At 65.8% G+C, this 19312-nt stretch carries 16 protein-coding genes and 2 tRNA genes; 3 read left to right on the top strand and 15 right to left on the bottom strand.

What is annotated here, in order from left to right:
* Positions 1-81 precede the first annotated feature (81 nt).
* From GWK63_RS03165 to GWK63_RS03150, 4 genes are all read right to left on the bottom strand, one after another.
* Positions 82-1062: an endoglucanase gene (locus GWK63_RS03165; RefSeq protein ID WP_263406560.1), complete on the bottom strand. Its 981-nt coding sequence runs from the start codon at positions 1060-1062 to the stop codon at positions 82-84.
* Positions 1059-2138: a glycosyl hydrolase family 8 gene (locus GWK63_RS03160; protein ID WP_039999319.1), complete on the bottom strand. Its 1080-nt coding sequence runs from the start codon at positions 2136-2138 to the stop codon at positions 1059-1061. The genes GWK63_RS03165 and GWK63_RS03160 overlap by 4 nt, the downstream gene beginning before the upstream one ends.
* Positions 2139-2719: 581 nt before the next feature.
* Positions 2720-2795: transfer RNA gene (locus GWK63_RS03155), tRNA-Glu, on the bottom strand.
* 92 nt (positions 2796-2887) lie between these two features.
* Positions 2888-3247 carry a hypothetical protein gene (locus GWK63_RS03150; RefSeq protein WP_007399064.1) on the bottom strand — a complete coding sequence of 120 codons (360 nt, stop codon included), beginning with the start codon at positions 3245-3247 and terminating at the stop codon, positions 2888-2890.
* Between the two features lie 48 nt (positions 3248-3295).
* Here GWK63_RS03150 and GWK63_RS03145 point away from each other — a divergent pair, with 48 nt between their 5' ends.
* Together GWK63_RS03145 and rpoH are read left to right on the top strand one after the other, a co-directional pair.
* Positions 3296-4267 carry an RluA family pseudouridine synthase gene (locus GWK63_RS03145; protein ID WP_007399063.1) on the top strand — a complete coding sequence of 324 codons (972 nt, stop codon included), beginning with the start codon at positions 3296-3298 and terminating at the stop codon, positions 4265-4267.
* Positions 4268-4512: 245 nt separating this feature from the next.
* Complete coding sequence (rpoH, locus tag GWK63_RS03140) at positions 4513-5409, top strand: RNA polymerase sigma factor RpoH (protein ID WP_007399062.1); 897 nt, start codon at positions 4513-4515, stop codon at positions 5407-5409.
* A 185-nt stretch (positions 5410-5594) separates the two neighbouring features.
* Here rpoH and GWK63_RS03135 read toward each other — a convergent pair whose 3' ends face one another.
* The 5 genes from GWK63_RS03135 to argC all read right to left on the bottom strand — a co-directional run bounded on the left by GWK63_RS03135 (position 5595) and on the right by argC (position 10538).
* Complete coding sequence (locus GWK63_RS03135) at positions 5595-6884, bottom strand: adenylosuccinate synthase (protein ID WP_034929323.1); 1290 nt, start codon at positions 6882-6884, stop codon at positions 5595-5597.
* 87 nt (positions 6885-6971) lie between these two features.
* The gene (locus tag GWK63_RS03130) at positions 6972-8123 is read right to left on the bottom strand and encodes an ATP phosphoribosyltransferase regulatory subunit (RefSeq protein WP_007399059.1); all 1152 of its coding nucleotides are present in this window, start codon (positions 8121-8123) and stop codon (positions 6972-6974) included.
* A gap of 78 nt (positions 8124-8201) precedes the next feature.
* A complete protein-coding gene (locus tag GWK63_RS03125) occupies positions 8202-9383 on the bottom strand; it encodes a phosphoserine transaminase (RefSeq protein ID WP_039999317.1) in 1182 nt (393 codons plus the stop codon).
* Between the two features lie 58 nt (positions 9384-9441).
* Positions 9442-9525, bottom strand: a tRNA-Leu gene (locus tag GWK63_RS03120).
* Between the two features lie 77 nt (positions 9526-9602).
* Positions 9603-10538: an N-acetyl-gamma-glutamyl-phosphate reductase gene (gene argC / locus GWK63_RS03115; RefSeq protein ID WP_007399057.1), complete on the bottom strand. Its 936-nt coding sequence runs from the start codon at positions 10536-10538 to the stop codon at positions 9603-9605.
* A gap of 98 nt (positions 10539-10636) precedes the next feature.
* Between argC and mazG the strand changes: the two genes are divergently transcribed.
* A complete protein-coding gene (mazG, locus tag GWK63_RS03110; RefSeq protein ID WP_007399056.1) occupies positions 10637-11425 on the top strand; it encodes a nucleoside triphosphate pyrophosphohydrolase in 789 nt (262 codons plus the stop codon).
* 108 nt (positions 11426-11533) lie between these two features.
* Here mazG and GWK63_RS03105 read toward each other — a convergent pair whose 3' ends face one another.
* The 6 genes from GWK63_RS03105 to ntrC all read right to left on the bottom strand — a co-directional run bounded on the left by GWK63_RS03105 (position 11534) and on the right by ntrC (position 19285).
* Positions 11534-12370, bottom strand: a complete 837-nt coding sequence (locus GWK63_RS03105) for an inositol monophosphatase family protein (RefSeq protein ID WP_007399055.1) — start codon at positions 12368-12370, stop codon at positions 11534-11536.
* Between the two features lie 109 nt (positions 12371-12479).
* A complete protein-coding gene (hflX, locus tag GWK63_RS03100; protein WP_007399053.1) occupies positions 12480-13790 on the bottom strand; it encodes a GTPase HflX in 1311 nt (436 codons plus the stop codon).
* Positions 13787-14071, bottom strand: a complete 285-nt coding sequence (gene hfq, locus GWK63_RS03095; protein ID WP_007399052.1) for an RNA chaperone Hfq — start codon at positions 14069-14071, stop codon at positions 13787-13789. The genes hflX and hfq overlap by 4 nt, the downstream gene beginning before the upstream one ends.
* A 117-nt stretch (positions 14072-14188) precedes the next feature.
* Positions 14189-15580, bottom strand: a complete 1392-nt coding sequence (ntrX, locus tag GWK63_RS03090; protein ID WP_007399051.1) for a nitrogen assimilation response regulator NtrX — start codon at positions 15578-15580, stop codon at positions 14189-14191.
* A complete protein-coding gene (locus GWK63_RS03085; RefSeq protein ID WP_396415488.1) occupies positions 15570-17783 on the bottom strand; it encodes a sensor histidine kinase NtrY-like in 2214 nt (737 codons plus the stop codon). The genes ntrX and GWK63_RS03085 overlap by 11 nt, the downstream gene beginning before the upstream one ends.
* Positions 17784-17833: 50 nt before the next feature.
* Complete coding sequence (ntrC, locus tag GWK63_RS03080) at positions 17834-19285, bottom strand: nitrogen regulation protein NR(I) (RefSeq protein WP_007399049.1); 1452 nt, start codon at positions 19283-19285, stop codon at positions 17834-17836.
* Positions 19286-19312 lie beyond the last annotated feature (27 nt).

The following is a 19312-nucleotide window of genomic DNA, read 5'->3' as shown; positions in this document are numbered from 1 at the left end:
GGCATGCAGCCCATGGGGGCGGCTCCTGTGTTCCTTATCCACAACAGACCGGCAGCCATCCGGCCCCGCCCCCGGATAAGATCAGGATTGCCCGGTTTCTTCCTCACGCTTGCGCAGCAGCGCGTCACGCAGGCTGGGCTTGGGCACCAGCCGGTCGGTGGCACGACCGCCCAGTGTCATGAAAACTTCCGTCAGTGTTGGCGAATTGTCAGATGGCGCAGGACGACGCCCCGTGGGGGCATTCTGTGCGGTCTTGTCGAATTTGGTCATCGTGGTCACCTTGGAGTCAGGTTTGGAAGCAGGACGGGCCACTGCCACCGGCTGGAACAGCCGGGCAGTCGCAACCCGGTCATTCCCCTTGGCAAAGAAGAAACCAGGCCCGGTCGGACGCTGGCCGCGACGCTGCTGGGCCTTTGGCACCGGCGCCCAGTCATCTGCCTGGACGAAGGGCGTGGCCGGTGCGGCCGCACGTGAAGACACCGGCGGCTCGGATGGCGCACGCGGCGCGGCAAAAGGCTGAAGCCCGCGCCGTTCACGCCCGCCCGTCGATGCCATGTCCGGCGCGGGCTGCGCCGGCGGCACGGGCCGGGGCCTTGCAGGTGCAGCCGCTTCAGCCACGGGTTCGGGTACCGGCGTTTCCTCCACGGGCGGCGGCGGCGGCACGTGGGTTACAACCGGCGTATAGGGTGGCGGTGCGGGCGGCGGCTCAGGAGGCGCAGGCTCTGGCGGCGGCGGAGGAGGTGGCGGTGGCGCGGCCTCGGCAACAACAGGTGGTGCCGCAGGCTCAGGTGCCGCATCGAACACGAACACCGGTGCCGTTGCCGGGGCGGATTCGTGTTCGGTGACGTTATCGTCGAGATGATGCTCTGTATCGTCCACGGAATCGTGGGGCAGTTCCGGGGTCATGTCCAGCATGACGGGACGCGTGAAGGAATGGTAGTGGAACCCCTCCCCGCTCAGGCCATAACCGCTGGAGAGCATGCGCGTCACGTCCTGCGGATTGTCCATATCCACAACCGGGCGTGGAGTCGCCTCCGTGCTTTCCTTGTTGGGCGTAGTCACATTCCACCTCCCTCACCACGGGCAATATAAACCAGCAATGTCAGGGCAGCCGAATAATAATCCGGCGCCTTGTCCAGGGTTGGCAACCCACCGGCGGATGACAGGCCGGAACATGTCGCCACGGCCAGATAGCCCGGTGGCGCATTGTAGGGCGAGCGGGCACCATTGGTCAGGTCAATCCACCCCGGCAGGGCCGATGCCCCGAAATGGTTCCAGAAGCGGGTAAAGTCGGCCAGCAGGTCCGGCGACAGCATATGCGCCCAGTAAAGATACAGCGGCACGCGAATCGCATCATAGGAGAATCGCGGCGGCCAGCCATTGGCTATGGAGAAATGCCCGTTCTGGCGGTTGATCGAAAGCCAGTCAGGCGGGAGCTTCCACTCCCCGAATCGCCCCTGGTTTATGATGATCAGACCATCTCCCATCACCTTCTGCCAGCGTGCGTCGCCCGTCAGCGCGAAGGCCTGCATGAGCGAGGGCATGACATAATAGGACAGGTTGAGCGTGACCGAATCCTTGGTGGCAAACCCCACGCCGCCGGGCAGAAGCACCAGATAGGGACCGACCTGCAGGGTCATGAGCTTCAGCACGTCGCCATAGATGGCTATAGCATCCTGAATATAGTCAGCGCGCTTCCACAGCCGTCCGGCACGGACCAGACCCAGGGCTATCAGCAGGTCGCCATCCGTCGCGTTGTTCTTGTCCGCGACCGGCGGGTTATGCCCGTCCAGATAGCGCCAGGAGAACAGGGCATCGGTCTTGTGCTGCAGGTTGGCGCGTGTCCAGGACCACATGGCCTCGAACGTGGCCTGATCACCCGCCGTCGCGGCGAAAAGCATGCCGTAGCCCTGCCCCTCGCTATGGGATTCGCCACTGTTGCCTGTGTCGATGATACGGCCGTCGGGGTGGAAATACTTGGCGCGGAAGATGGCCCATTGCGCGTTTATGGCCGGGTCATCCGCGGCCAGGGCGGTAGAAAGGAAAGGAATACTGCCAGCTGCCGCCATGACAGACAGGAAAGAACGACGTCCCATTCCGGATACCTGTTTTTGCAGCTTCATAAAATCCAACAGCATCGATCACCATACCACTCAGAAACCAGAACCCGTGCAGCCATCGACCGGGTCCACTGTTCACTTCCCTGCCCGCCGCACCATCACGGCTTAATCGCAAACTCCTTCATCCTGCAAGACAAAGGCGGCCATTGTCAGAAGGACTTCGTTACGAGGGGGACCATAACGTCTTACGCCCCCACGGCGAAACAGCCACCCACATGCCGGCGGACCGGAACAGGGGAAAAGTTGCATTTATGTCACGTCAGGCCGGCCCCCCTCCCCCCGGGAGCCCATGGGTAATTCTTGCAGGAATTCAAAGGACGAATACGGAAAATGACAGTGTTTCACTATGCTGCCATCCGCCGCCAAATTAAAAGATGGAAAATATTTTTAAATTTCAACGCGGATTGATCTGAATCAATGTTTTTCAGCGGCATGGCGCGGGCAAGTATATAAGATGCCTTTATTATATATTAATATGAAAAAGGTTGCCATGCCCAGCCAAAGATTGCTTTTGCTTAAAAATAGATGGGCCGGGTCCAATACGAAAAACCCGCCTTGCGGCGGGCTTTCATGCAACAACCAGATTATCCGGAAAGGGATGGCGTCCCGTACGAGATTCGAACTCGTGTTGCCGCCGTGAGAGGGCGGCGTCCTAGGCCTCTAGACGAACGGGACAATGGCCGGTGGCCGCCTTCTATGCGATCCCCGGCCCGGATGCAAGGGAAGAATCATACCCCTGCCTTCCTTTCCTGCCCCCACCCGCGATTTCAGTGGTGACCGACCACCAGCCGCGCCACGATATGCTGGCCTGCCGGGTCCCACACCACGATGCGGTCCGCCCCGTCCCCACCGGACAGCACGACCGCCAGCAGCCCGTCGGGCCGCGCGGTCACGCTGGTGACATGGGTGCCCGGTGCCTCATCCATCATCAGCACGTCCGCCCCATGCCCGCTGCCCGCAACGGGTGGCGCGGGCAGCGTGGCCGACGGCGCACCGGCCGCCACGACGGAACGTGGATGCATCACGCGATGGACCAGCACGCCCACCAGCACCAGCGAACCGGCGAACAGCAGCACCCCCATGCCAATCACCGCGGCAAGCAAGGCGCGCGACCCCTGTTTTTCCATTATGTGCTTTCCGTTCCCGAATACCGTTTTTTCCGATAGACACATGCCATGACCGACACTGCCCCCCCTGCCCCCGTCATCGCCACAGCGGATGACGCGGGCCAGCGCACCGACCGCTTCATCGCCACCGCGACTGGCGCGCTGTCGCGCTCACGGGTGAAGGCCCTTATGGAAAGTGGCCACCTGCTGCGCAATGGCAGCCCGCTACGCGACCCCGCCGAACCGGTGCGGGCTGGCATGTGTTATGAAATTCACCTGCCCCCCGCAATCCCCGCGACACCGCAGGGGCAGGACATCGCCCTGGATATATTATATGAGGACCGCGACCTGATCGTGCTGGACAAGCCGGCGGGCATGGTGGTTCACCCCGCACCGGGCAACGAGGACGGCACGCTGGTCAACGCCCTGCTGGCCCATTGCGGCGAGAGCCTGACCGGCATCGGGGGGGAGAAGCGGCCCGGCATCGTGCACCGCCTGGACAAGGACACTTCAGGCATCATGGTCGCCGCCAAGACGGAACTGGCGCATCAGGCCCTTTCCCTCGCCTTTGCCGAACGGCGGATCGACCGCGCCTATCAGGCCATATGCTGGGGCCTTCCCGTCCCGGCGCAGGGATCATTCGATGGCGCGATCGGGCGTGACCGGCGTGACCGCAAGCGCATGGCGGTGATTGCCAATGGCGGTGGCAAGCAGGCCCTGACCCATTACCGGGTCATCGAAACCTTCCATGGCGGGCTGGCGCATGTGGAATGCAGGCTGGCGACGGGCCGGACGCACCAGATCCGGGTGCATTTTGCCCATGCCGGGCACGCGCTGGTGGGGGACCCGGTCTATCTGCGCCGCATACCGGCCGCCGCCCGCGGCCTGCCGGTCGCGGCACGCGACGCGGCACTGGATTTTCCCCGTCAGGCGCTGCATGCGCGGCGGCTGGGTTTTGTCCACCCCCGCAGTGGGGAACAGCTGCTGTTCGAGACGGCACCGCCAGCCGATTTCACCACCCTGCTGGGCAGCATTGCCTGAAGCGGGGGCCTTCATTTCTTGACTTGCCGGTCCCATATGCGTACGTTCGGTGATTGTTCGCCGGGGCCGACGCCCCCAGGCTAACTGGACGTCCTGCTATCGGGCTGCCCATACGGGGGCCGGATGCGGGGACGTGAGAAGTCCAGTCGTGCGTCTATCAGAGTGATGATGCAACCCCGCCGGTCACGGCCACGTTAGGCCGGATTAACAGTCGCCTCATCCCTCTGGAACAGGAGTCCGTTACAATGGCCTCTTCTGCTCTTATCTCCGGTCCCGAAAACAACCTGTCCAAATACCTTCGGGATATCCGTAAATTCCCCATGCTCTCCCCCGAGGAGGAGCTTCGCCTGTCGCGCCGCTGGAAGGACAAGGGCGACACCGAAGCCGCGCATAAGCTCGTCACTTCCCACCTGCGCCTGGTTGCCAAGATTGCCATGGGCTATCGGGGCTATGGCCTGCCGGTGGGTGAACTGATCAGCGAAGGCAATATCGGGATGATGCAGGCCGTGCGCCGCTTCGACCCCGATCGTGGCTTCCGGCTGGCCACATACGCCATGTGGTGGATCCGTGCCGCCATACAGGAATACATCCTGCATAGCTGGTCGCTGGTCAAGATCGGCACGACCGCCGCCCAGAAAAAGCTGTTCTTCAACCTGCGCCGCCTGAAGGGGCAGATGCAGGCCATTGATGACGGTGATCTCCGGCCCGAGCAGGTCAACAAGATTGCCCAGTCCCTTGGCGTGCCCGAGCAGGACGTGGTCAACATGAACCGCAGGCTGGCGGCCCCCGACCACAGCCTGAACGCGCCCCTGCGCATGGATGGCGAAGGGGAATGGCAGGACTGGCTGGTTGATGACAATGACAACCAGGAAGAGACCCTTGCCCAGAGCGAGGAGTATTCCGGCAGGCAGGCCCTGCTGGCCAACGCGCTGAAAACGCTGAACGAGCGTGAGCGCCACATCCTGACCGAACGGCGGCTCAAGGATGAACCCGCCACGCTGGAAGACCTGTCCCACGTCTACAACATCTCGCGCGAGCGGGTGCGCCAGATCGAGGTCCGCGCCTTTGAAAAGCTGCAGGCGGCCATGAAGGCGGAAGTCGCCGCCCGCCGCGCACGCCACGGCGAACAGGCTCCGGCCTGACGCCTCCGTCTTTCACGTTCCGCAAAAAAGCCCCGTGGGCCATCGGCCCACGGGGCTTTTTCCTGGGGGCCGCTGCAAACAGCCTGGAATCATGAAGAGGTCTTGGGTGCAGCTTTTTCCAGAAAGCCCCGAAGAATACCGCCTTCGTGAAAAAAGGCGGTAGCCGGGATCTTTTATGCCCAGCCTCAGTCTTCAAACGGGTCGCGCATCAGGATGGTGTCGTCGCGTTCCGGGCTGGTGGACAGCAGGGTAACAGGCGCTTCCACCAGTTCCTCGATCCGCCGCACATACTTGATGGCCTGCGCGGGCAGTTCGGCCCAGGAACGCGCGCCCTTCGTGCTGTCCTTCCAGCCTTCCATCGTCTCGAACACCGGGCGGATGCGCTGCTGCGCGCCGGGGGCGGAGGGGAAGCTGGTGATCTTCCGGCCGTCCAGTTCATAACCGACGCAGATGCTGATTTCATCCAGCCCGTCCAGCACATCCAGCTTGGTCAGCGCCAGGCCATTCACGCCCCCCACGCGCACCGCACGGCGCACCAGCACGGCGTCAAACCAGCCACAGCGGCGGGGACGGCCCGTCACGGTACCGAATTCATGCCCGCGCTCACCCAGCGTGCGGCCCATCTGGTCGTGCAGTTCACTGGGGAACGGTCCCTCACCCACGCGGGTGGTGTAAGCCTTGGCAATGCCCAGGACAAAACCGATGCTGGTGGGTCCAACGCCCGCACCCGTGCCCGCATTGGCGGCCACCGTGTTGGAACTGGTCACGAACGGATAGGTGCCATGGTCCACGTCCAGCATCACGGCCTGCGCGCCTTCGAACAGGATGCGCGACCCGCTGCGGCGGCTGTCATCCAGCAGGTCCCACACCGGCGCCATGAAGGGCAGCACGCGGGGTGCGACACCGTTCAGGAAGTCCAGCAGGTCCTGCTTGGTGAACGTGTCCGCACCCAGCCCCTTGAGCAGGGTATTGTGGTGCAGCAGCAGTTCGTCCAGCTTCCAGTCCAGCGTTTCCGGCTCGGCCAGGTCGCACAGGCGGATGGCGCGGCGGGCCACCTTGTCCTCATAGGCAGGGCCGATGCCCCGGCCCGTGGTGCCGATCTTGCGGTCACCGCGTGCTGCTTCACGCGCGCGGTCCAGCGCACCATGCACAGGCAGGATCAGCGGTGCGTTCTCGGCAATCTTCAGGGTTTCGGGGGTGACGGTCAGGCCCTGCGCGCTTACGCGGTCAATTTCCTTCAGCAGGGCTTCGGGGTCGACCACCACGCCATTGCCGATCACACCCATCTTGCCACGCACCAGGCCCGAGGGCAGCAGGGACAGCTTGTAGGTCTGATCCCCCACAACCAGCGTATGGCCCGCATTGTGCCCCCCCTGGAAGCGGACGACCACATCCGCACGGCTGGCCAGCCAGTCAACGATCTTGCCCTTGCCCTCGTCACCCCACTGGGTGCCGATCACGGTGACGTTGGACATTTCATGCTCCTTGATATGCTGCCCGGCCCGCACAGCACGCCCAGCCGGGAAAAACTCTGGTTTTGAGAAAAAATCAGGCCCGGCGGCTCACGCGTCATCCACCGGCACGGGCTGGCCATCAACCACCACCAGCGGGCAGGACAGCAGTGCCGCTTCCGCCCGCGCGTCCCCATCGTGCCCCAGCGCACCGACCGTGGCATAGCCCGCGGCCCGCAGGGCAGCCCCCACTTCCGCAGGCGTGCCCCATGGCAGGAACACACGGGTGCGGCTGGGCAGCGGCGGAGCGGCCCGCAGGATGATGTCGGGCCGCAGGGTCAGGCCACAGGCGGGTTCGTCATCATTGGACAGGTAGCGCCCGCCCCGGCCCAGCTCCTCGCGCTGGCCTGCGGCATATACGCTTACGCACACGCCGGTATGGTACTGCCAGCCACGGAATTCCACCGGGTCCACCGTCAGCCGGATACCGGGTACCCGGGCCTCGATCGCAGCCACCGTGGCGGCCAGCCGGGCACTGAGTACCCTTGCCTGGGGGGGCAGGTCCACCGCAGCCAGTTCCGCCAGCGCGCCATGGGCGGGACCGGCCGCATGCAGCAGGCGGATCAGCACATCGGCCAGCGCACCGCCATGACGGGCCACGGCGGCCGCGTCCTTGCGGTCCAGCGCGCGCATGAGCATGCCGCGCACATGCGCGTCAAACCCGCCCGCATCCAGCAGGGCCGTGGTCAGCGCGGGCATGGTCAGGTCGAACGAGACACCACGCACCTGCAGCGTGGCCAGGCATTCCGCCGCGATGGCAATGATTTCCGCATCCGCTTCCGGCCGGTCGGGACCGATCAGTTCCACCCCCGCCTGCGAGATCTGGCGATCCCCCTCGCCCCGGTTTGCGGCCATCAGCACGCATGGCCCGGCATAGGCCAGGCGCAGCGGGCGCGGCACATCGGGCAGGCGCGTGGCCGCGATACGGGCGATCTGCGGCGTGATGTCGGGCCGCAGCGCCATCATCCGCCGCGTGTCGGGGTCCATCAGGCGGAAAGTCTGCTCCGCCACGGCCGCACCCGAACCGGAGAGAAGCGTTTCCTCGAATTCCAGCAGCGGCGCGGTGACACGGTCATAACCATGGGCCGCGAACACGCGCATCAGCGTCTCGACACCCGCAGCCTCGGCCTCGGCCTCGGGCGGGAGTCGGTCCACGAAACCGGCCGGCAGCAGGGCGGGATTGAACGGCGGATCATCAGTCATATGCGAAGGGGCCTATCGTGCTGCATCATGCCCCGGACCAGCGCCGGGGCATGATGGATCGGGCATGGGGCAAAGGGGTCAGGCGTGCTGGCCGCGCACCTGCGCGTAGGCCCAGTCCAGCCACGGCAGGACGGCCCGCAGGTCGGATGACTCGACCGTGGCCCCACCCCACAGCCGCAGGCCGGGGGGCGCGTCACGGTAGCTGCCCACATCCAGCGCCACGCCTTCCGCACCCAGAAGCGAGACGATCTGCCTGGCGGCCTTTGCCTGCGCCGCGTGATCAAGCGCGGTGAACCACGGTGCGACGATACGCAGGCAGATGGCGGTGCTGGAACGGTGGTCAGGGTTGGTGGCCAGGAAGCGCGCCCAGTCGGACTTCGCCTCCCACGCCGCCACCACGGCCAGATTGGCTTCGCTGCGCGCGATCAGCCCCATCAGGCCGCCGGCTTCCTCCGCCCATTTCAGGCCATCCAGCGCATCTTCCACACACAGCATGGAGGGGGTGTTGATGGTATCACCACGGAAAATGCCCTCGATCAATCCCTTGCTGTTGGTCAGCCGGAAGATCTTGGGCAGCGCGCGGGGTGCTGGCGTGGAGACCAGGCGCTCCACCGCACGCGGCGACAGGGCCAGCATGCCGTGCGCTGCCTCACCGCCCAGCACCTTCTGCCATGACCATGTGACCACATCCAGCCTGTCCCACGGCAGGTCCATGGCGAAGGCTGCGGATGTGGCATCACAGATCACCAGCCCGTCACGCTGCGCGGGAATGGCGGCATCATACGGCAGGCGCGCGCCCGATGTCGTGCCGTTCCATGTCAGCACCACATCGCGCGCCCAGTCCACCTGCGCCAGGTCGGGGATCTCGCCATATTCAGCCTTGAGCACGCGGGCATCGGGCAGTTCAAGCTGGGCAATGATGTCGTTGGCCCATGTGGCGGAAAAGCTCTCGAATGCCAGCACATCCACCGGACGGGTGCCCAGGATGGACCACAGCACCATTTCCACCGCACCCGTATCGGATGCGGGCACGATGCCCAGCACCCAGTCCTCAGGCATGCCAAGGATGGCCTTTGAACGGGTAATGACCTCGTTCAGGCGGGCACGCCCCTCGGTCGAACGGTGCGAACGGCCCACCAGCGCATCCGACAGGGCATTGAGCGACCAGCCCGGCCGCTTTGCGCAGGGACCGGAAGAAAAGCACGGATTGGCAGGCCGTGCGGACGGCTTTTCCATAAGGGCATCAGGCAAGGGAGACATCGTCCTGTTCGCGACACGGGCAGCGGGGCAGCAACACCGGGATGCCGGTGCGCCAGACTGGTACGAGAGGGGGGATTCGAACCCCCATGCCTTGCGGCGGTCGATTTTGAGTCGACTACGTCTACCGTTCCGTCACTCTCGCATACGCGCACCCCACCCCCTGACAGGGGGCGGGAGACCACGGCAATCAGTCCAGGGACGTCTTGCGGACCCGCTATATCACACGGGCGGCGGCGGTTCCAGCCCAAGCATAAGCGCCAGATTCTGCAAGGCCGCACCCGATGCGCCCATGCCCAGATTGTCCAGCCGCGCGGTCAGTACGACCTGCCGCAGGTCATCACTGCCATGCACGCGCAGTTCCATCCGGTCGGTCCCGGCCAGCGCATCCGCCACCAGCTTGGCGCAGGGTTCGGCCACCGCAATGCGGTCCGAACCCGCGTAATGGGCGGCAAGGGCGGCATGAAGGTCGGCCATGCGCACCCGCCCCGGCAACCGGTCCAGATGCAGCGGCACCGATACGATCATCCCCTGCGGGAAATGCCCGACCGACGGCACGAATATGGGCGCCTGCGCCAGCCCGGCATACAGCGTCATTTCCGGCATGTGCTTGTGGCCAAGCCCCAGCCCGTACAGTTCGAACGCCGGGCCGCCGTCACGCTCATGGGCCTCGATCATGCTGCGGCCGCCGCCGCTATAACCGCTGACCGCATTGATGCAGACAGGATAGTCCGCAGGGACCAGGCCGGCGCTGACCAGCGGGCGCAGCAGCCCGATCAGCCCGGTGGGGTAGCAGCCGGGGTTCGACACCCGTGCCGCGGCCCGGATGGCGGCCGGCTGGGCCGCATCCATTTCCGGAAAGCCGTAAACCCATGCCGGATCGGTGCGGAACGCGGTGCTGGCGTCCAGAATGCGGGGGGCATCGGTTCCCATGGTGTCGGCCATGGCCACCGCCTCACGCGCCGCCGCATCGGGCAGGCACAGGATGACCACGTCCACCGCCGCCATCATTGCCTGCCGGGCCCGCGGGTCCTTGCGCAGGGCGGGATCGATGGAGCGCAGCGTGACCGGCAGGTGACGCAGGCGCTCACGAATGCCCAGTCCCGTCGTACCCGCCTCACCATCGATAAAGACCGTCGCCTGTCCGTCGCTGCCCATGTTCCGCCTGTCCCGATAAAAACTTCCCGCCTTGGGGTGCGCGATCTATACAAAAGCTGTGCCCGACCGCAACATGAACATGGCAGGAAACCCGCCCCATGCAAGATGCCGCCCCCGCCGTGCAACGCCTGCTGGACATCATGGCCCGCCTGCGCGACCCGCAGACCGGCTGCCCATGGGACCGGGCGCAGGATTTCGCCTCCATCGCGCCCTACTCCATTGAAGAAGCCTATGAGGTGGCCGACACCATCGCGCGCGAAGACTGGGACGGCCTGCCCGACGAACTGGGCGACCTGCTGCTGCAGGTGGTCTACCACGCCCAGATGGCCGACGAGAAAGGGATGTTCGACTTCGCCACCGTGGCCACCCTGATCGGTGACAAGATGGTCCGCCGCCACCCGCATGTCTTTGGCGATACAGAGGCCACGCCGGGCCAGTGGGAGCATGGCAAGGCACAGGAGCGACTGGCCCGCAACCGGGGCGGCACGCTGGATGACGTGCCCGTTGGCCTGCCCGCCCTGCTGCGCGCGCGCAAGCTTTCCGCCCGCGCCGCCCGCACCGGCTTTGACTGGGATACGGTGGCCGAAGTCGCGGCCAAGGTGGACGAGGAACTTGATGAACTGAAGGTCGAGCTGGAAAGCGGTGACCGCGAGAAGATATTCGACGAACTGGGCGACGTGCTGTTCACGCTGGCAACACTGGCCCGCAAGCTGGACATGGACCCCGAGGCCTGCCTGCGCCAGGCCAACGCCAAGTTCACCCGCCGCTTTACCGCTGTCGAGCACGATCTGGCCGACCGTGGGCTGGCGCTTGTGGATGTGGACGTAAAGACGATGGAAGAAGGCTGGCAGGCGGTCAAACGCCGCGAACGCGCGGCACAGGACTGAACCGGGCCATTGATTTATTGAACGGAAGTTTCTGGGTGCCGCCTTTTTTAAAGGCGGCGTTCTTTGAAGCTTTTTGAAAAAAGCTTCACCAAAAACTTCCTTCTGTTTTCAGCCCGGTGTCAGCAGCAGGTCGCGCAGCGCCTGCCAGCTTTCGCGGTCCGGCGCATAGAGCAGGCCGCCGCTGCGGTCGGTCACGCGGTAGGGGCTGCCATCAAAATGCGCGCTGTAGCCGCCAGCCTCCGCATGGATCAGCCAGCCTGCCAGATGGTCCCATGGCAGGGTACGGTTGAACAGCAGGAAATGGCAGCGCCCGTCCACCAGCATCAGGTATTCATGCGCCGCACAGCGGAAATCCCATGAACCCGCCACCCTGGGCAGGTTATGCGTCACCACGTCGCGCAGATCGGGCGGCAGGTAGCGCCAGGACGCATTGCCCGCCATCTCGCGCGCGGGCACGGGAGGCGCCACATGCAGCGGCCGCGTGATGCCGCTGCCCTCTTCCAGCCACGCCCCCTGCCCGTGGGCGGCAAACGCCGCGACATCACAGACAGGATCAAGGATCGCACCACCAACCGCCTGCCCGTCCACAACGACCGAAACCATGACACCGAACAGCGGCACGCCCGCCGCGTAATTGGCCGTGCCATCAATCGGGTCGATCACGAAGGCCAGTCCCGCCGTGGCAAGCCCGTCCAGAATCGCGGGGTCGGCCGCCACCGCTTCCTCCCCCACCACCAGTGCCGCGGGCCATGCCGCCTGCAGGGCTGTGGTCAGGTCCCGTTCCGTGGCTTCATCCGCCACGGTCACGATGTCCAGCGGGCCGCTCTTGGCACGGATGTCGGTGCGGTCAAGGCAGCGGAAGGAGGGCATGACATGACGGCGGGCCGCCCCCCGCATCATCCGTACCACCGCGCGCATGTCCGCCAGTGTGATCCGTTCCGTCATTGCAGCCTCCGCGCCTTGCGTGTCAGTCCTTCATCCGGTGTACAATCCTGCGCCAGCGGGCACCGGTTTTCCATCCCCGGGCCGCCCTGCCATGCGCCATGGCAGGCCCCTACAGTGCCTGACAGGTCACGACGCGGCCGAACTGCATCTCGAAACGCGCCCGGTTGGCGGGGGAAAGGCGCACGGTCATGTCCGCCCCCTGTTCCCCATCCGTGCGCGCGGTGACTTCCCCATGCTCGTACAGCCATGCCATCGCCGCCCCTTCCGCCAGGGGCACGCGGTACAGCGCGACTTCCATCGCACGCGTCATGCGCTCGTCAATCGCGGCCAGCAGGTCGGGCAGCCCGTCGCCGGTAATGGCGGAAATGACCACATTGCCCGGCCGCGCGCCCACGGCCTCACGCCCGCCCACCAGATCTGCCTTGTTCAGCACCTCGATGACACGGCCCTGCCAGTCTTCCTCGATCGTGCCGTTACGCGCCATGCCCTCCAGCACCTCGATCACGTCCTGGCGCTGGGAGGCGCTGTCGGGATGCGAGACATCGCGCACATGCAGGATGATGTCGGCCTCCGCCACCTCTTCCAGCGTGGCACGGAAGGCGGCGATCAGTTCGGTGGGCAGATCGCTGATGAAGCCCACGGTGTCGGACAGGATCACCCGCCGCCCCGATGGCAGCTGGATACCGCGCATGGTGGGGTCCAGCGTGGCGAACAGCTGGTCCTGCGCATACACGCTGGCACCGGTCAGGGCGTTGAACAGGGTGGACTTGCCCGCATTGGTGTAGCCCACAAGCGCCACGATGGGGAACGGCACGCGGCGGCGGGCCTGCCGGTGCAGGCCACGGGTGCGGCGCACCTGTTCCAGCTCGCGCTTGAGGCGGACGATCCGGTCCCCGATCATGCGGCGGTCGGCCTCGATCTGGGTCTCGCCGGGGCCACCAAGGAAGCCGAAGCCACCGCGCTGGCGCTCAAGGTGGGTCCATGTGCGCACCAGACGGCTGCGCTGGTATTCCAGATGGGCCAGCTCGACCTGCAGCGTGCCCTCACGCGTTGCCGCGCGCTCGCCAAAGATGTCAAGGATCAGCGCGGTCCGGTCAATGACCTTGCAGCCCAGCGCGCGCTCCAGGTTACGCTGCTGCACCGGGGTCAGGCGGGAGTCGATGATGACAACGGTGATGTTGTCGGCCTTCACCGTTTCCTTGAGCGACTCGACCTGCCCGCCCCCCAGCAGGGTGGCTGGCCTGCGCGCGCGCAGCAGCAGCACCGCCTGGCATACCACCACCAGCCCGATGGAGGCGGCAAGGCCCACGGCTTCCTCCAGCCGGGCTTCGGCGGCACGGGCGTCATCATGCCGGTCGGGTCGCTCCCACGGCAGGATGACCGCGGCCCGCGTGGCAGAAGAAGGCTGCCCCGCCGTCACGACAGGCTGCCATCCGTGGCCGTGCGGTCTTCTGTCGCCTCGGTCTCGGCGGCGGGCTCAAACAGGCTGACCGGGGTGGCCGGCATGACGGTACTGATCGCGTGCTTGTAGACCAGCTGCGTATGCCCGTCGCGCCGCAGCAGGACGGAGAAATTGTCAAACCAGGTGATGATGCCCTGGAGCTTGACCCCGTTGACGAGGAAAATGGTAACCGGCGTCTTGGACCGGCGGACGTGGTTGAGGAACACGTCCTGTACATTCTGCGAAGGTTCTTTTGCCACGGCAGGGCCTTACTTGTTGGGCGGGGTACACGGCACAGTCGCGTGTCATGCTACGGCGTTGCCACCGTCCGTATCACAGTTCGTTGTCTAGCAGGCATGCGCCTGACGGGCAAAAGCTCATCCCGCGTTGCGGTCCTCGGATGTAACCCCCAGCTGCTTGAGCTTGCGGTGCAGCGCACTGCGCTCCATGCCCACAAACCCCGCCGTGCGGCTGATGTTCCCCCCGAAGCGCAACAGCTGCGCCTGCAGGTACTGGGTCTCGAACAGGTCACGGGCCTCACGCAGCGGCAGGCTCATCACATCCTCGTCAGAATCGAATTTGAGCAGGGCGGGTGCCCCCTCCCCCACGGTGGAGGGCAGCATGTCGGCCCGGATGGGGTCGGTACTGTTGCCCGGCATCATGATCAGCAGACGCTCCATAAGGTTGCGCAGTTCGCGCACGTTGCCCGGCCATTCATAGCTCTGCAACGCGGCAATGGCGTCACCCGACAGTTCACGCAGCGGCAGGCCCGCCGTCTCGGCCGCGCGGTCCAGGAACATGCGCGCCAGCTCGGGTATGTCCTCGCGCCGTTCGCGCAGGCTGGGAATGCGCAGCGGCACCACGGCCAGGCGGTAGTACAGGTCTTCCCGGAAGCGACCCAGCGCGATTTCCGACTGCAGGTCGCGGTTGGTGGTGGCCAGCACGCGCACATCCACCTTCACCCGGCGCGCGCCACCCAGCCGCTCGAACGTCTGGTCCTGCAACGCGCGCACGATCTTGCCCTGCGTTTCCAGCGGCATGTCGGACACTTCATCCAGCACCAGCGTGCCGCCATGGGCGCGTTCCAGCACGCCGGTGCGCCGGCCCGTGCCGTCATCGCCGCCTTCCGTGCCGAACAGTTCCTCCTCGAAGCGGCCCGGCGCAAGGGTGGCGCAGTTCAGCGCGATGAACGGTCCCTCCGCCCGGCGGGAACTGGCATGGATCATCCTTGCCGCCACTTCCTTTCCGGTGCCCGCCGCCCCCGATATCAGCACGCGTGAGCCGGTGGGCGCCACGCGGTCGATCTGGTTGCGCACGGCCACGATGGCGGCACTCTTTCCCTCCAGCACCGTGCCGGAACCCGCCAGCAGGCGCAGTTCCGCGTTCTCGCGCGCAAGGCGCGAGGCCTCCAGCGCCCGGCGCACCACCACCAGCAGCCGGTCGGCCTGGAAGGGTTTTTCAATGAAGTCGTACGCGCCATGCTGAAGGGCGGCAACGGCGGTCTCGATGGTGCCGTGCCCCGATATCATGATGACCGGGATGGACGGCTCTTCCTTGTGCAGCACGTTAAGGATGCCAAGCCCGTCCAGCCGCGACCCCTGCAGCCAGACATCCAGCACCACAAGCGAGGGCCTGCGCTCCCTGAACGCGGCGATGGCGGAATCCGAATCCGCGGCCAGCCGCGTCTCGTACCCTTCATCGGCGAGAATACCTTCGATAAGGAGCCGTATGTCCGGCTCGTCATCGACGATCAGGATTTCATGCCCCATGGTCATCCTTCATCGGCAAGATCAACGTCGATACAGCTCCCCTGGCTCCGGCACGATCCTCCAGCCCGATGGTGCCGCCATGATCTTCAAGAATCTTCTTGACGATCGCAAGGCCAAGGCCGGTGCCCTTGGGCTTGTGCGTCACATAGGGTTCGGTCAGCCGGGCACGATCCTCAACTGGCAGCCCGATTCCGTCATCCTCGACAATCAGGAGCACGTTCGGATCGGCCTGCCGCAATGTAATACGGATCGTACCGATCACGCCATCCCCGCCCGCGGGCTGCTGCGGGCGGCGCATGGCTATGGCGTCGGCCGCATTCTGCAACAGGTTTGTCAGCGCCTGGCCGATCAGCCGGCGGTCGCAGCGCACCTGCGGCCCCCGGTCGGGCAGCGTGACCTCGTACACAATTTCAGGATGGGCGTTGCGCTGGAGGATCAGCGCCTCCCGCACGATGCGCGACAGGTCCTCCATCCGCATCACCGGCTGGGGCATGCGCGCGAAGGCGGAGAATTCATCCACCATCCGCCCGATATCCCCCACATGGCGGATGATGGTGTCCACGCACTGCACGAAGGTATCGGGGTCGGACGTGATCTCGCGCAGGAAGCGGCGCTTGAGCCGCTCGGCACCAAGCTGGATGGGGGTCAGCGGGTTCTTGATCTCATGGGCGATGCGGCGCGCCACGTCGGCCCAGGCCGCCTTGCGCTGCGCAACCTGCAGGGCTGTTATGTCATCAAAGGTAACCACATACCCCCCCGCCACGTCGCCATTCAGGCTGGCCTGTATTTCAGCGCCGATTCGGACCAGCAGGGTACACGCACGCCCACCGGCCAGCACCTGTACCTCCCCAGTCAGTTCACGCGCGCCGTCATGCACCACGCGGTCAAGCATCCCGGCCAGTTCCGGCACGACCGCGCCCAGTGGCTGGCCGATGCATTCGGCCATGTCACGATGCAGCAGCACGCTGGCGGCGCGGTTGGGCAGTTCGATCACGCCCTGCGCGTCCAGCCCGATCACACCGGCCGACACACCGGACAGCACGGCTTCGGTAAACCTGCGGCGTTCATTGATCTGGTTGGTGGCGTTGACCAGTTCCGCGCGCTGGCTGGCCAGCTGGGAGGTCATGCGGTTGAAGGCGCGCGACAGGCTCGAGACCTCGTCATCCCTGTCGCCTTCGGGTACGTTGCTGTCCAGGTTGCCCTTGCTCACCCGCTCGGACGCCAGGATAAGCAGCCCCAGCGGGCGCACGATCTGGTTGGCCAGCATGAGCCCGATCAGGATGGCCGCCCCCAGCACCAGCACCGCCACCAGCGCAAAGATCAGCACGAAGGTGAACTGGATCTTGGCGCGGTTGCCGTTCAGGCGCTGGTAGTCGGCCACCACCTGTTCGGTGCGGTGCATGTGTTCCAGGATGTCGGGGTCCACGGGGCGGGCGATCATGAGGATGAGCGGTGGCGTATCGCCCAGCGTCACCACCGCGCGAACCGTCTTTTCATCGGGGGAATCCAGGATCGCGATCTCGTTCGTGCGCGCCATCAGCGTGGCGGCAGGCGGCGGCAGGTCCTTGAGGTTGGCCGTCCGGCCCATCAACCCGCCCGACGCCACGACCGAGTTGGTGAAGGGATCATACACCACCGCCACGTCCAGCCCGCGCAGCGTCGCCTGCGAATCCAGCACCTGCGAAAGCGCGTCGGGATCATGCAGCAGGTCGTTGCCCGATCCCGCCAGCGCATTCTGGGCGCTGACCAGATAGTTGGCGAGCGAGAAGGCTTCCGTGCGGATATTGGCGTTATGTTCCTGCAGGTAGCCGCGCGAGGTCTCCAGCGCCTCGTTCATCGCCGTGTTCACCCGGTCACTGAACCAGATCTGAATGCCATAGTGGAAGAACACGGCGGCGAACGTCCCCACCACGATGGTCGGCGCCACGGCCACGATGCCGAACAGCGTGACCAGCCGCACATGCAGCCGCGCCCCCGCCAGCCCGCTGCGGCGCTCGGCCAGCACGCGGCCCACCTTTTCGGTCAGTGACGTGGCCAGCAGCAGCAGTACGAGGAAATTGAGGATGAAGACCAGCGCCTGGATCTGCGGGTGGTTGGCCAGCGATTTGCCGCCCGACAGGACCACAAAGGTCGCAACCCCCAGCACCAGCGCCAGCAGCACCAGAACCAGCGCCACGTTGCGGCGCACCAGCATGTCCAGCATGCGCCGCGCCAGCCGGTAGGCCGTGCCGGACCGTGGCGGGACGGACGTGGTCATGCGCCGCCGCGCACGACGGGAATGTCCAGATCCCGGATCTTCTTGCGCAGGGTATTGCGGTTCAGCCCCAGCATGGCCGCCGCCCGGATCTGGTTGCCCCGTGTTGCGGCAAGCGTCATGGAAATCAGCGGGCGTTCGACCTCGGCAATCACCTTGTCATAGATATCGCTCATCGGCATGCCCTCCTGCCCCGATGCCAGGAAGCGGCGCAGGTGCCGCTCCACCGCCTCGGCCAGGGTCTCGCCCTGCCCGCCCATCATGCCGTCGCCCTGTGGGGCCGGGCTTCCGGCCTCCGCCAGTTCGGCGGCGATGATATCCGCCCCGATGCCTTCCTGCGGGTGCAGGGCGGTAATGCGACGCATGAGGTTTTCCAGCTCACGCACGTTGCCCGGCCAGCGATAGGACTGGAGCCGGGCCATCGCCTCGTCATCCAGCACGCGCACGGGACCGGCCGCCTCGGCGTTCGCATTCAGGAAATGCCGCGCCAGCAGGGGAATGTCCTCCACCCGCTCCCGCAGGGGGGGCAGGCGCATGGGCACGACGTTCAGGCGGTAGTACAGGTCCTCGCGGAACGTACCGGCCCGGATCGCCTGGCGCAGGTCCCTGTGGGTCGCGGCAATGATGCGGACATTGGCGCGGATGGGCAGCGTGCCGCCCACGGTCGTGAACTCCCCGTCCTGCAGTACGCGCAGCAGGCGGGTCTGGGCCTCGGGCGGCATGTCCCCGATCTCGTCAAGGAACAGCGTGCCGCCCGCCGCCTGCTCGAAACGCCCCGCCACGCGCGATGTGGCCCCCGTAAAGGCACCGCGCTCATGGCCGAACAGTTCGCTCTCGATCAGGTTGCGCGGGATGGCGGCCATGTTGATGGCCACGAACGGCCCGGCACGCCTGCGCCCGTGTTCATGCAGGGCGCGCGCCACCAGTTCCTTGCCGGTGCCGCTTTCACCACTGATCATGACCGTCAGGTCCGATGTCGTAAGGCGCGCGATGATGCGGTAGATGTCCTGCATCACCACCGAGCGGCCGATCAGCGACATCTGCTCCTCGGGCTGGGGGGCGGGGGCGGGCTGCACCGGCACGGCGGGGGTGGCCAGTGCGCGCGCCACCACCGCCAGCACTTCCTTGAGGTCGAACGGCTTGGGCAGGTATTCGAACGCGCCGCGCTGCGTGGCCTTGACCGCCGTCATGAGCGTGGACTGGGCGCTCATGACCACAACCCGCAGGTCAGGGCGGACGCGGCGGATGCGCGGGATCAGGTCCAGCCCGTTCTCATCGGGCATGACCACATCGGTGATGACAAGGTCGCCCTCCCCTTCCTCCACCCACTGCCACAGCGTGGAGGCCTGGGCCGTGGCACGGACCTGATAGCCCGCGCGCCCCAGCGCCTGGCTGAGCACGGTGCGGATCGAACGGTCATCATCGGCGACCAGAATGGTAGGCAGCGACATTCGCTATGGGTCTCTCGGGTCCGGTCG

This window comes from Komagataeibacter rhaeticus (genome assembly GCF_011611525.1).
In the GTDB taxonomy this organism is placed as follows: Bacteria; Pseudomonadota; Alphaproteobacteria; order Acetobacterales; family Acetobacteraceae; genus Komagataeibacter; species Komagataeibacter rhaeticus.
The sequence above is the reverse complement of the archived record's forward strand: the minus strand, read 5'-3'. Positions and strand labels throughout refer to the sequence as shown.

Excerpts from the sequence above, each read along its gene's own strand:
- GWK63_RS03160 (WP_039999319.1), bottom strand. The coding sequence starts at position 2,138 with ATGCTGTTGGATTTTATGAAGCTGCAAAAACAGGTATCCGGAATGGGA.
- GWK63_RS03150 (WP_007399064.1), bottom strand. The coding sequence starts at position 3,247 with ATGGAAAAACAGGGGTCGCGCGCCTTGCTTGCCGCGGTGATTGGCATG.
- GWK63_RS03145 (WP_007399063.1), top strand. The coding sequence starts at position 3,296 with ATGACCGACACTGCCCCCCCTGCCCCCGTCATCGCCACAGCGGATGAC.
- rpoH (WP_007399062.1), top strand. The coding sequence starts at position 4,513 with ATGGCCTCTTCTGCTCTTATCTCCGGTCCCGAAAACAACCTGTCCAAA.
- GWK63_RS03135 (WP_034929323.1), bottom strand. The coding sequence starts at position 6,884 with ATGTCCAACGTCACCGTGATCGGCACCCAGTGGGGTGACGAGGGCAAG.
- GWK63_RS03130 (WP_007399059.1), bottom strand. The coding sequence starts at position 8,123 with ATGACTGATGATCCGCCGTTCAATCCCGCCCTGCTGCCGGCCGGTTTC.
- GWK63_RS03125 (WP_039999317.1), bottom strand. The coding sequence starts at position 9,383 with ATGTCTCCCTTGCCTGATGCCCTTATGGAAAAGCCGTCCGCACGGCCT.
- argC (WP_007399057.1), bottom strand. The coding sequence starts at position 10,538 with ATGGGCAGCGACGGACAGGCGACGGTCTTTATCGATGGTGAGGCGGGT.
- mazG (WP_007399056.1), top strand. The coding sequence starts at position 10,637 with ATGCAAGATGCCGCCCCCGCCGTGCAACGCCTGCTGGACATCATGGCC.
- GWK63_RS03105 (WP_007399055.1), bottom strand. The coding sequence starts at position 12,370 with ATGACGGAACGGATCACACTGGCGGACATGCGCGCGGTGGTACGGATG.
- ntrX (WP_007399051.1), bottom strand. The coding sequence starts at position 15,580 with ATGGGGCATGAAATCCTGATCGTCGATGACGAGCCGGACATACGGCTC.
- GWK63_RS03085 (WP_396415488.1), bottom strand. The coding sequence starts at position 17,783 with ATGCTGGACATGCTGGTGCGCCGCAACGTGGCGCTGGTTCTGGTGCTG.
- ntrC (WP_007399049.1), bottom strand. The coding sequence starts at position 19,285 with ATGTCGCTGCCTACCATTCTGGTCGCCGATGATGACCGTTCGATCCGC.